Origin of the sequence: Arthrobacter sp. ISL-65 (assembly GCF_018613795.1) — a bacterium.
Lineage (GTDB): Bacteria > Actinomycetota > Actinomycetes > Actinomycetales > Micrococcaceae > Arthrobacter.
Genome location: NZ_JAGGPN010000025.1, coordinates 1 through 11,002 on the forward strand (window position 1 = coordinate 1; position 11,002 = coordinate 11,002).

Annotated in this window: 14 protein-coding genes; 4 read left to right on the plus strand and 10 right to left on the minus strand. The window is 65.2% G+C overall.

Translation table 11 applies throughout. The features are described 5' to 3' along the window. The 5 genes from J7I85_RS11065 to J7I85_RS11085 all read right to left on the minus strand — a co-directional run. Nucleotides 1–503: pirin family protein (locus J7I85_RS11065; RefSeq protein WP_214851805.1), on the minus strand; the 503-nt coding region annotated here is incomplete at its 3' end. After that, entirely contained in the window at nucleotides 500–1,021 is a 522-nt protein-coding gene (locus J7I85_RS11070) for a carboxymuconolactone decarboxylase family protein (RefSeq protein ID WP_214851806.1), read from the minus strand. The genes J7I85_RS11065 and J7I85_RS11070, both read right to left, overlap by 4 nt. A gap of 70 nt (nucleotides 1,022–1,091) precedes the next feature. Continuing rightward, on the minus strand, nucleotides 1,092–1,808 hold the full coding sequence (locus tag J7I85_RS11075) for an alpha/beta hydrolase (protein WP_214851807.1): 717 nt from the start codon (nucleotides 1,806–1,808) through the stop codon (nucleotides 1,092–1,094). 11 nt (nucleotides 1,809–1,819) lie between these two features. Continuing rightward, the gene (locus J7I85_RS11080) at nucleotides 1,820–2,791 is read right to left on the minus strand and encodes a ring-cleaving dioxygenase (protein WP_214851808.1); all 972 of its coding nucleotides are present in this window, start codon (nucleotides 2,789–2,791) and stop codon (nucleotides 1,820–1,822) included. Between the two features lie 40 nt (nucleotides 2,792–2,831). Beyond that, complete coding sequence (locus J7I85_RS11085) at nucleotides 2,832–3,374, minus strand: YceI family protein (RefSeq protein WP_214851809.1); 543 nt, start codon at nucleotides 3,372–3,374, stop codon at nucleotides 2,832–2,834. A gap of 188 nt (nucleotides 3,375–3,562) precedes the next feature. Between J7I85_RS11085 and J7I85_RS11090 the strand changes: the two genes are divergently transcribed. The 3 genes from J7I85_RS11090 (at nucleotide 3,563) to arfB (ending at nucleotide 5,827) form a co-directional block, all read left to right on the plus strand. Further along, nucleotides 3,563–4,654, plus strand: coding sequence for a maleylacetate reductase (locus J7I85_RS11090; RefSeq protein WP_214851810.1), 1,092 nt, complete (start codon nucleotides 3,563–3,565; stop codon nucleotides 4,652–4,654). A gap of 122 nt (nucleotides 4,655–4,776) precedes the next feature. Continuing rightward, complete coding sequence (locus tag J7I85_RS11095; RefSeq protein WP_214851811.1) at nucleotides 4,777–5,355, plus strand: NADPH-dependent FMN reductase; 579 nt, start codon at nucleotides 4,777–4,779, stop codon at nucleotides 5,353–5,355. 49 nt (nucleotides 5,356–5,404) lie between these two features. Further along, a complete protein-coding gene (gene arfB / locus J7I85_RS11100; RefSeq protein ID WP_214851812.1) occupies nucleotides 5,405–5,827 on the plus strand; it encodes an alternative ribosome rescue aminoacyl-tRNA hydrolase ArfB in 423 nt (140 codons plus the stop codon). Between the two features lie 84 nt (nucleotides 5,828–5,911). Here the strand turns inward: arfB and J7I85_RS11105 are convergent, their stop codons facing one another. The 5 genes from J7I85_RS11105 to J7I85_RS11125 all read right to left on the minus strand — a co-directional run bounded on the left by J7I85_RS11105 (nucleotide 5,912) and on the right by J7I85_RS11125 (nucleotide 9,193). Beyond that, the gene (locus J7I85_RS11105; RefSeq protein WP_214851813.1) at nucleotides 5,912–6,235 is read right to left on the minus strand and encodes a YciI family protein; all 324 of its coding nucleotides are present in this window, start codon (nucleotides 6,233–6,235) and stop codon (nucleotides 5,912–5,914) included. Nucleotides 6,236–6,272: 37 nt separating this feature from the next. After that, on the minus strand, nucleotides 6,273–6,707 hold the full coding sequence (locus J7I85_RS11110; RefSeq protein WP_214851814.1) for an SRPBCC family protein: 435 nt from the start codon (nucleotides 6,705–6,707) through the stop codon (nucleotides 6,273–6,275). Nucleotides 6,708–6,740: 33 nt separating this feature from the next. Next, a complete protein-coding gene (locus tag J7I85_RS11115) occupies nucleotides 6,741–7,718 on the minus strand; it encodes a TIGR03086 family metal-binding protein (protein ID WP_214851815.1) in 978 nt (325 codons plus the stop codon). Continuing rightward, nucleotides 7,718–8,038 (minus strand): helix-turn-helix transcriptional regulator, encoded by a 321-nt coding sequence (locus tag J7I85_RS11120; RefSeq protein ID WP_214851816.1) that lies wholly within the window; start codon nucleotides 8,036–8,038, stop codon nucleotides 7,718–7,720. The genes J7I85_RS11115 and J7I85_RS11120 overlap by 1 nt, the downstream gene beginning before the upstream one ends. A gap of 549 nt (nucleotides 8,039–8,587) precedes the next feature. Continuing rightward, nucleotides 8,588–9,193 (minus strand): dihydrofolate reductase family protein, encoded by a 606-nt coding sequence (locus J7I85_RS11125; protein ID WP_308159452.1) that lies wholly within the window; start codon nucleotides 9,191–9,193, stop codon nucleotides 8,588–8,590. Between the two features lie 580 nt (nucleotides 9,194–9,773). Here J7I85_RS11125 and J7I85_RS11130 point away from each other — a divergent pair. Continuing rightward, on the plus strand, nucleotides 9,774–10,973 hold the full coding sequence (locus tag J7I85_RS11130; RefSeq protein WP_214851817.1) for a pyridoxal phosphate-dependent aminotransferase: 1,200 nt from the start codon (nucleotides 9,774–9,776) through the stop codon (nucleotides 10,971–10,973). Nucleotides 10,974–11,002 lie beyond the last annotated feature (29 nt).

An 11,002-nucleotide genomic window follows, 5' to 3' on the forward strand; every position in this document is an offset into this window, starting at 1 on the left:
CGCAGTTCGGTGCCGTCGCCCCGGACAGGTTCCGGGGCGTAGTGCTCAAAGGTTGGGGCCATGTTCCTGGCGGCGTCGGGTAGGGCATACCAGAGCTGGGCCCCGTGCAGGATGCCGGTGTCAGGCGTGGAGAATTCCTGGTGGGAAATCCCCCGCCCGGCGATCATGAGGTTGACCTCCCCGGGGCGGACGATTGCCTCGTAACCGGCGGAGTCGCGGTGCGCGATCTTGCCGGTGAACAGCCAGCTCACCGTAGCCAGACCGGTGTGGGGGTGGCGCGGGACCCGCATGCCGCCCGAGTCCGGGACGAGGTCCGGGCCGTAGTGGTCCAGGAAGCACCAGGCGCCGATGAGGCTCCGCTGTTTCTGGGGAAGGGTGCGCCGCACGGGCATGGCGCGCGGGCCTCCCAGCGGAACTTCCCGCGGGGCCAGGAACTCAACCTCGTCCGTGCGGGCGCCCTCGGTGCAGATGATCTCTTCGGGGACCGTCTCGAGGTTGCTCATGGCATGACCCCGGCCGGTGTCTGGGACGCGGCCTCTGTCTGGTCACCGGTGGTGCCGGCTGCGGGCCGGGGGCGGACTGGGTGGCCGCTGAGGATGGAGACGCGGTTGAAGGCGTTCATCGCGATCGCACACCACTGCAGCGCCGAGTACTGCGCCTCGGTCAGCACTGCTCGGGCTGCGGCGAGTTCGGCAAAGGATTCCCCGTCGTCGTCCAGGGCGGAAGCGGCCTCCCCGACAGCGAGGGCGGCGCGTTCGGTCTCGTCGAAGACGTCCGTCTCGCGCCAGGCGGGCAGCACGGCCAGTTGCTGGGCGCTGACCCCGACTTCCCGGGCGAGCCGGTCGTGGAGGTCCAGGCAGTACGCGCACCCGTTCAGCTGGGAAATCCGGACGTTAAGCAGTTCCACGACCCACCGGCCCAGGCCCGCGGCTTCGGCCGCAGCGGCGACTTTCAGGGCCAGCCCGTTCAGGGCCCGCCAGCTGCCCGGATCCGATTTGTCCAGGAAAAATGCACCGGCCATGACACTCCTTAATATGGCACCGCTTCAATGGCGTCGCTTCAGTGGCTTCGCGCCGGTAACCGGCGCCACGTTACTGGTTCCGCCGGTCGCTGTTCATGACCGGGCGGGACCAGGATGATCCTTTCAACAATGCATCTTGCGGGGCAACGGCTCTTCCGTTGCGGGCCAGCCAGTTCCGGGCGGCGTCCAGGTCGTTGGGTTCGATGCCGTGCCCGCCGGGGCGCTGCACCTGCTCCACGGTTGCTCCCTGACGATTGAGTTCGGCCATGAGCCTCTTGACACTGGCCAGCGGGGCCATCGGATCCGTATCGCCGTTGAGGGCAAGGATGCGGCTGCCCGGCAGGGCGGCTGCGCCGGGGCGCTTCCCCAGCGGATACATGCCGGAGAAAGCGATGACCCGGTCCAGGACTTCGGGGTGCAGCATGGCCGTGGCGAGGGCGATGTTGGCGCCATTGGAGAATCCCACCGCGACCACTTTCCGGTCGCCGATGCCGTAGTGGTCACGGGCGGCGTCGATGAAGCCGGCCAGTTCCCGGGATCGGTCGATGACGTCTTCGACGTCAAAGACTCCCTCGGCGAGCCGGCGGAACCAGCGCAGCATCCCGTGCTCCTGCACCCGGCCCCTGGGAGCGAGGACCCCGGCGTCCGGGTCCAGGGCGCCGGCAAGGGTGGCAATGTCGCGTTCGTTGCTGCCTGTCCCGTGCAGCATGAGCAGCACGGGGGCATCCTCACGGCCGGGGGTGTACAGGTGGGGCCAGGCAGTTACCTCGGCGTTGCTTGTGGTCATCTCCGGGTTTCCTAGCGTGCGGCCAGGGCGGGGTTGTTCTCGCCCGGGAGCTGGATGCGGGCCACTGAGCCCTCGATCGCTTCACGGGAGGGTTCCATCCATGGCGGAAGCTTCAGGGAGCGGCCGAGTTCCAGCAGCGGCTCGTCGATGTCAAAGCCGGGGGTGTCCGTGGCGATTTCGAACAGGACCCCACCGGGCTCGCGGAAGTAGATGGAGGTGAAGTACTGCCGGTCCAGGATCTCGGTCACGGCGTAGCCGCGTTCGGCCAGGTCCTGCCGCCACAGATCCTGGGTGGCGGTGTCCGGTACCCGGAAGGCGATGTGGTGGACGGTGCCGCCGGCGACCAGACCGGACGGTCCCTTCGGGTCGGCGACGACGTCGACGATGTTGCCGGCGCCGCCCGCTCCGGCCTCGAGGCGGGTCCTGCCTGCGGCCTCGCCGGTGATGCGCAGGCCCAGGTCCTCGGTCAGTACGCGCAGGGTCCGTTCTGGGTCGGCGACGGTGAGCACGGAGGAGTGCTGGCCGCGGACCGCGTATTCGGCCGGAACCGAGGCGGAGTCCCACGGATTACGCGGGTCAGTGGTGGAGGAGGCCACCAAGTCCAGCAGCAGGCCGTCGGGGTCCCGGAGCGAGAGCCGCTCCTCGTCCGGGGAGACGCGGGCGATGGTGGAGTTCACGCCGAGGGCGTTGAAGTGGTTCTGCCACCAGCCCAGGGTCCCTGCGGGGACGGAGAACGCGGTGGTGGTGGACTGTCCGGAGCCGATCCGGCCCGGTGCCACCTTCCCCCACGGGAAGAACGTCATCAGCGAACCGGGCCGCCCGGCCTCGTCACCGTAATACAGGTGGTACGCGGAAGGGGCATCGAAGTTCACGGTCTTCTTCACCAGCCGGAGCCCGAGGCCCTTGATGTAGAAGTCAATGTTGGCCTGCGGGTCCCCGGCGATCGCCGTGACGTGGTGCAGACCGGACGTGTGTGCGGTCATGATGTTTCCTCCGGATTCGGTTGGTGGGGGTTCCGGGCTCTTAGTTGTCGGAGAGCACGAAGGCGGCGTCGACGGCGATAGTGACCTTGTCGCCGACGAGGACGCCGCCGGCTTCCAGGGCGGCGTTCCAGGTGATGCCGAACTGCTTGCGGGAGATGACTGTCGTGGCCGAGAAGCCTGCACGGGTGGCGCCGAACGGGTCCACGGCAGCACCGCCGAATTCGACGTCGAACTCCACCGGGAGGGTGGTGTCCTTGATGGTGAGTTCCCCGGCGAGCTTGAACTGTTCCGCCGAACCCCTGGCTCCGGCGGACCGGAAGGTCATCCGGGGGAATTGCTCGACGTCGAAGAAGTCCGGGCTCTTCACGTGTGCGTCCCGGTTGTCATCGTTGGAGTCGAAGGACGCGGTGCTGATGGTGGCGCTGACCGAGGACGAATCCACGCCATCACCGATCACCAGGGTGGCGTCGGCCTCGGTGAACTGGCCGCGGACCTTGCTGATGCCGGCGTGGCGGACGACAAAGCCGATTTCGGTGTGGGCCAGGTCGAGGTTCCAGGTGCCGGGGGTGAGTGCAACAGACATTTTTTCCTCCTAGATGCGGCGGGAAGGTCCCTGCCGATATATGCATTTGCATATATCTTGATCCACTTTCATTGAAGTGTCAACTGTGGCACTGGGCACTGCAGTGCGAGTCGTGCGGCTCGCAGGGCGACTCCGAGTGCTGGCCTATACTCGGCGGTGTCGTTGCGTCCGAACCGGGAGTCCCTGTCATGAGCATGAATTTTGAGCACACCACTCTGGGCCAGCGGGTGCTGTTCGGCACCGGCAGGGCCGGGGCGAACCTGGCCGCGGAAGTGGCCCGGATTGGCGCCAGAAGGGTGATGGTCATTGCCTCCTCATCCGAGGCGTCGCGCGCCGCGGAAGTGACGGCGGATATCGACGTTGCGCTCCATTACGACGACGTCGCCCCGCACGTGCCGCTGGAAAAGGCCGCGAAGGCCCGGGCAGCCGCAGCGGAGCACGGCATCGACCTGCTGGTCTGTGCCGGCGGCGGGTCGACCACGGGCCTGGCCAAGGCAATTGCGTTGACGGCGCGCCTGCCGATCATCGCCATCCCGACGACGTACGCGGGCTCCGAGGCGACCAACGTGTGGGGACTGACGGAAGCATCCCGGAAGACGACGGGTGTCGATGACGCCGTCCTGCCCGCAACGGTCATCTATGATGCGGAACTGACTCTGACGCTGCCGGCGGAACTGTCAATGGCTTCCGGACTCAACGCCCTGGCACACTGCGTCGATTCGCTGTGGGGTCCGAGGGCCGACCCGATCAACGCCGCTCTCGCGGCCGAGGGGATCCGGGCACTGAACCTGGCGCTGCCGGCCATCAAAGCCGAACCGCTGGAACCCGCCGGACGCGAACAGGCCCTCTACGGCGCGTACCTGGCCGCGGTGGCGTTCGCCTCGGCCGGATCCGGAATGCACCACAAGATTTGCCATGTCCTGGGCGGGGCCTACAACATGCCCCACGCCCAGACCCACGCCACCGTCCTCCCGCACGTTCTCGCCTTCAACGCCCCGTACGCCCCCGACGCCGAAAGCCGGATCGCGGGCGCCTTCGGCACGCCCCGCGCTTTGGACGGGCTGAATGCGCTACGGGAAACTCTCAACGCCCCCAAGGCCCTGAAGGACTACGGCCTTGCCGAAGAAAGCATCCCCGAAGCCACCCGACTGATCCTGCCGGCCATCCCGGCTTTAAACCCACGCAAAGTCACATCGGAAAACCTCCAGGAACTCCTCCGCGACGCGTACAGCGGGACCACCCCAGCGCTGGCCCCCGGAGGGCTCCGCAACCCCCACTAAGACGGCAGGGATGGCTGGCGTGACACATCACACATGGCAAAAAACTTGATCATTCAAGCAAATCTGCCGCATGATGGATGCAACACATACATGCAAATGCATCTATTCAAGGGAGACGCGCAATGACCAGGATCGCCATCATCACCGGCAGCACCCGCCCGGGCCGCATCAATCACCAGGTTGCCCAGTGGGTCCTCCGGCAGGCTTCGGTCCGTACCGACGCCGAGTTCGAGATTGTCGACATCGCCGACTTCAACCTTCCGGTCCTGGACGAGGCCTACCCGGCCGCATACCAGAACTACCAGAACGACCACACCAAGGCGTTCTCATCCAAGATTGCCGAATTCGACGGCTACGTCTTCATCGTCGCCGAATACAACCACTCCATCACCGGCGCCCTGAAGAACGCCTTGGACTACCTCAACGCGGAGTTCAACAACAAGGCCGCCGGCTTCGTCTCCTACGGCTCCAAGGGCGGCGCCCGCGCCGTGGAGCACCTGCGCGGGATCGCCTCCGAACTCCAGCTCGCCCACGTCCGCAACCAGGTCATGTTCTCGATCTTCTCCGACGTTGAAAACTTCAGGACCTTCAGGCCTACAGAACAGGCAGCCTCAGCCCTCACCCCGATGCTGGACCAGCTCGTCCTCTGGACCCGCGCCATGGAATTCGCCCGCAGCGAAGCACTCGTCGGCGCCAACTAGTACTCACCAGCGGGCTTCGATCGCGCCCAGATTGTGCAAAGCTGGTTGCATGGATCTGGAGGTGTCGCCCGCGCTCACGATTCCCACGTCGGAACTCGGCTGGCGGTTCTCGCGTTCATCCGGTCCAGGCGGTCAACACGTCAACACCTCGGACAGCCGCGTCGAGCTCTCCTGGAACGTCAGCGACTCTGCGGCGCTTTCCGAGGGCCAACGGCTGATGCTGCTCGCGCGTCTCGACCGGCGAATCATCGCCGGGGTGATCACTGTAACCGCCTCCGAGAGGCGCTCTCAGCTACGCAATCGCGAGATCGCCCTCGCCAAGCTCGCCGACCTCCTGGCAGAGGGTCTTGCGCCCGAAGCTGCCCGCCGCCGGGCGACCAAACCCACCCGCGGCTCCAACCGTAGGCGCCTCGCTGCAAAGGAACAACGGGCGGCCACGAAACGGCAACGACAACGTCCGTCCGCCGAGTAGCAAGAGTGGCGTTCTCACCGTGCGGCTTCAGGTTTCCGGAGCTGGCCGGTGTGGCGCCACCCGCCAGCGGGGCAACGCCTACATCTACATGTCGGCGAGCTCGAAGATCTCAAGCGTGAACTTGCCACTGGCTTCGGACAGGTACGGGTGCCCGTCCGTGAGCGCCTTCGCGCCATCGAGATTTTCGGCTTCGACGATCGAGTAGCCGTTCAGGTCCGAAGCATCAGCTGCCAATCCGTCGTCGGCCACTGCGGTCCGGGCGGCGAACGGGGTACCGAAGTCGATCATCGCCGGGCCCAGCTTCTCCATCCAGGCACGCCACACGGCCATCTGTTCGGCGGACTGCTCCGGCGTGAACTGGTCCATCGGCCGGGCGGGCCCCTTGTAGAGGTACATGAACTTGCTCATGACATTTCCTTTCTGTGCGTTTTTTCGGTGGGTTGGCTCAGGCTTCGAGGAGGGCCTTGAGTTTCGTGAGGTCCTTGCGCATGGCACGGCGCATCGTGGGAGCCATGACGAGGCTGGCTACGGCGGAGAAGCCCGCCGGCGTTCCGGTGTTGCGCAGCGTCATATGCGTGGATCCGTTGCCGGCGTCGGCCCAGGTGTACGTTGCATGCATTGGGAAGGGCCCTTGCGCGGTGCGCATGACCAGCTTCCTGCCCGGATCAAGTTCGGTAAATTCGTAGACGTAGTCAAGCGCTTTGCCCAGGAACTTCGCCCTGAACGCCACCTTGGACCCCTGGACCAAGGGCGGAGCCGTTTCCCAGTTGACGGCCTTGATGTTCGAGTACCAGTCCGGCGCGTTGTCCGGATTTCCCGAATAGGCGGACACGACGTCGCGCGGGCGCCGGATCTCGATATCCGTCACTACATCAACCATGCACGTCCCCTCCCTTTATGTCCGTCGGCGGCTTCAGATCCCGGCAACCTGCCGGCCGGTGAACGCGATCAGGCGTTCCATGCTGGCCGCTGATTCAGCCACCAGCGTTTCCGTCGCGAAGCTCTTGCCGCGCATCTGCGGGCTGATGGTGTTCCGGGCAAGGCCCAGCACATAGTCGGAGAGTGCTGGGGAAACGTTGAGTTCCTGTCCCGTGGCCGTGGCAAAGTCCCACGCGTGGACCAGCAGTTCGAGATTCAGGATGTTGGCAACCAGGGTGGCGGGCAGATGGGCGAAGCCCATGTCCAGGGTCCCGTCCGTCCCGTTGGCGCGGAATGCCTCCAGCGTGGCCTGTGCTGCGTCAGCGATCCTGACCTCCGGCATGGCCGCAGGCTGGTCGGCAACCTTCACGCCGAGCGAGTTGCCGATGGACGCGATGGATCCAAAGAGGTGGTCCAGGAGCCCGGCCACCGTGAAGTCTGCGCAGGGCGTCGGCAAGGCCATGTGGGACTCGTCGAGCCCTCCGAGGACACGCTGGGCAACAGCCAGTGCCGCTTCGGCGCTGGTGAGCTCGTTCATCGGGTCCGGGGCTGCAGCCCACTCATCCGGGCCCGCATCTCCGTTGGCGGCCAGCAGGACGAGGCGCTCGAGGAAGTGGTTCCAGCCTTCGGCGTGGCTTGCCTCCTGCTGCTCGTTCAGGCCCTCGTGGATCAGCTGGACGGTGGTTCCGCCTTCGACTGCCTCCAGGTTCACCGTCACGGTGGATGCTCCAGGCGGCAGGCCGGCGTCGCCCTCCCAGCCCCAGGTGTAAACGATCCGCTTTCCGGGCTCGATTTCGGTGAAACTTCCCATCGCCGAGTGGCCCGGGGTGATGGTCCAGCGATAGTCGCCGCCCACCCGGAGATCCACCCTCGCCGCCACGGTCTTCCAGCGCCGCAGCCGTTCCGGCTCGGTGATGAGGGCGAACGCGGCGTCCGGATCTACGGGGAGGAACACGGTCTTGTTGAAAGTCATCAGAAATTCCCTTGCGATGGTTGTGGGCCCAGCCGGCCGGCGTCGGCCACCAACAGGTCCAGTTCAGTTGTCCAGAACGCTTCGAATTGTTCACGCAGCCGGACCATGCCGGCACCGTCCAGTCGGTAGTACCTGTTCCGGCCGTCTTTCCTAGCCGTCACGAGCCCCACTTCCGAGAGAAGCAGCAGATGTTGGGAAATGGCCGAACGGCTGACCGGGAAGTGCCCGGACAGCTCGGTGACCGTCTTCTCTCCCCCTGCCAGGAGCCGAAGCAGCGCCCGCCTGTTGGGCTCCGTCGCGACTTCCAGAAGATCAGGCACAAAAAATACGTTAGTCGCCACTAACGCATTATGCAAGAGTCCAGGGTCCGGATGTCAGGCCGCTTGTGGGAGTGCGGCGGCACCCTCGGAGATTGGCACAAGTCATGTCGTCCTCCCCCGGACCCACCATGAAGAAGCAGCAATGCACCTACGAATCGCGAAGCCGGCAACAGCACCGCCCACCAATAAAAATGGCCCCCGAAGGGGCCCACACAACAGAATTCGTCCACACTCAGAGGCCGACAAGCTCCTGAACGGGGAAAACACGTGCCCGAGGTGGGACTCGAACCAGCCTCCCCCTGAAGATCCGCCACTCCCCCGGAAGCCTCCCTAATCCGGCCCGGTCCGACGCCGGTACAATCGAATCCGAAGCCCCGGGTGTGAACACTGCCCACCACGCTGGACTTGATTGGGTGTTCCTCGTCGCCGAAGACGTCCACCCTGCCGCCGTGCCGGGCTTGGTTCACCGCCAGCCTCGCCTTCGCCACTTACCGTGCCGAGCGGGTTGAGTGACCGTACTGCTGTGCAGGGGGCCGACGGCCTGCGGAGCTAGCTGACGCGGCGATAGCGGATGTGGGTGGTCAGCGGTGAGTGAAGCACCTCGGCGGGTTCGAAGCCGAAGGATTCAACCCCGTCGAAGATGCGCTCGCCCGAACCGAGCAGGACCGGTGCGATGTCGAGGGTGAGTTCATCGATCACGCCGGCGATCAGTGCCTGTCGGACGGTCGAGGCCCCACCGGCGATGTCCACGCCGTTGTCCCCGGCGGCCTGGCACGCTGCCGAGTAGGCCGCGTCGAAGCCCTCGGTGACGAAATGGAAGGTCGTCCCGCCGTCCATCTGGATCGGGTCATGTCCGTGATGGGTCAGCACGAACACCGGCGCGTGGTACGGCGGTTCGGGGCCCCACCACCCGGTCCAATCCTCATCCCAGTCACCGCGGATCGGGCCGAACATGTTCCGACCCATCACATAAGCGCCCCGCGGGCGCATGAGCCACTCGTTCGCGACCTTGTCGGCATCGTTGGCTCGCGGGTCGCCGATGTGCCACCCGTGCAGCTCCCGCCCTCGCTTGCCCAGGGGGTCCTCGCGGCTTTGGTCCTGCCCGGCGACGAAGCCGTCCAGCGAGATCGACATGTGGCAGGTAGTGTCCGACACCGCGAACCTCCTCAGTGATTGCGACGTGCATGCGGTCGCGTGCGATTTCTGGGGATTACTGTAGTCACCCCGCCCATGCGCGCGGAACCCCTTACGCCATAACCGCTTGGATTCCGGCTATCCCTCGACGAGAAGCTTCAGCCCTGTCCCCATCGTCCCTAAGCGCTGCTTGCCAGTCCGGAATCAAGCCCAAGGGGAAATTGGAGCCATCGGTCCGGATTCGACCGACGCCGCCCACCCGGAGACGAGCCCGTCTCCGACTTAGGGATTCTACCCCGGTCAGTTCATACCTCTTCTTGTGTGCGAACCCCTCCGCGCGGCGTCGTTGTAGGGGTTTCCGGAGGGATCACGTGCGCGGAGATCCTGCAAGGCAAACAATGAGCGCGGCCACAACACGAACGATCAGGCAGGCGTCGTCCACGGAAGCTCAGTTCATTGTCATGTTGTGCTCCTAGCCTCGTTCCCGCGGCGCTGTTTGCTGAAGTTTTAACTGCCGATCAACTTTCGCAATCTAATATATTAGTCTTATACTAGATGTGATCGGCAAAAGATCGAACGCCAACTCGATGAGGAGTGGAACATGCAGCAACTCGCGCACCGGCTCGACCGCCTAGGCACCGAAACCGCCTTCAGCGTCGCGCAAGCCGCCGCCGCCTGGAAAGCGAAGGGGAACCTCGTGTACCCCTTCCATCTCGGCGATATAAACATCCCCACCGCCCCGAACATCGTGGAAGCGATGAACCGGGCGATCGCCGACGGCTACACGGGTTACTGCCCCGGCCCCGGCATCCCGCAGCTGCGTGAAGCCCTCGCCGACGACATCGGCTCGCGCCGCGGTATCCAGTTCTCCCCCGAAAACGTGGTCGTGATGACCGGCGGCAAGCCCGTCATCACGAAGTTCCTGCAGGCAGTCATGAACCCCGGCCAGGAAGTGCTCTACCCCAACCCCGGCTTCCCGATCTACGAATCGCAGATCGAGTACCTCGGCGGAATGGCCGTGCCTTACCGCTATGTGCCCACGAGTACGGGCTTCGCGATCGACCTCGATCAGATCCGCTCGTCGATCACTCCGAACACGGTCGCCATCATCTACAACGACCTGCAGAACCCCATCTCCGCCGAATCGACTGCGGCCGAGCGCGAGGCCATCGCACAGCTCGCGATCGAACACGACCTCTGGGTACTCTCCGACGAGGCCTACTTCGAGACCCGCTATGAGGGGGTCTCGAGCTCCATCGCATCGCTTCCCGGGATGGCCGAGCGTACCGTCATCCTCTACACGTTCAGCAAGAAGTTCGCCATGACCGGCTCGCGCCTCGGCTGCGCCGTAGCCCCGCGTGAGATCGCCCAGGTACTCAGCACGCTCAACACCAACGATGAGTCCTGCACGACGCACTATGTGCAGTGGGCCGGCGTCGAAGCGCTCCGTGGCCCCCAAAATTCTGTGCAGCAGATGCTTGACACCCTGCAGACGCGCCGCGACACCGCATGCGAGCTCGTGAATTCCATCGCCGGCATGCACGTCGCCGTGCCGCAGTCGACGTTCTACCTTTTCCCCGACGTCACCGAGGTCATGGAGCGTATGGGCTACACCGCAGTCGGCGACTTCGCCTCTGACGCCCTGTACAAGACCGGCGTCTCCTTCTGTACACGCGAGCACTTCGGCCGGCGGCTGCCCGGCGAGGAGCGGCAGTACATCCGGCTCGCCTACTCGGGCATCGAGGTGCCAGCCATCCGCGACGGCCTCGGACGCCTGCGCGAATGGATCGAGACGGCATGAGCCGGGTCGTCGTCACGGGACGTGTACCC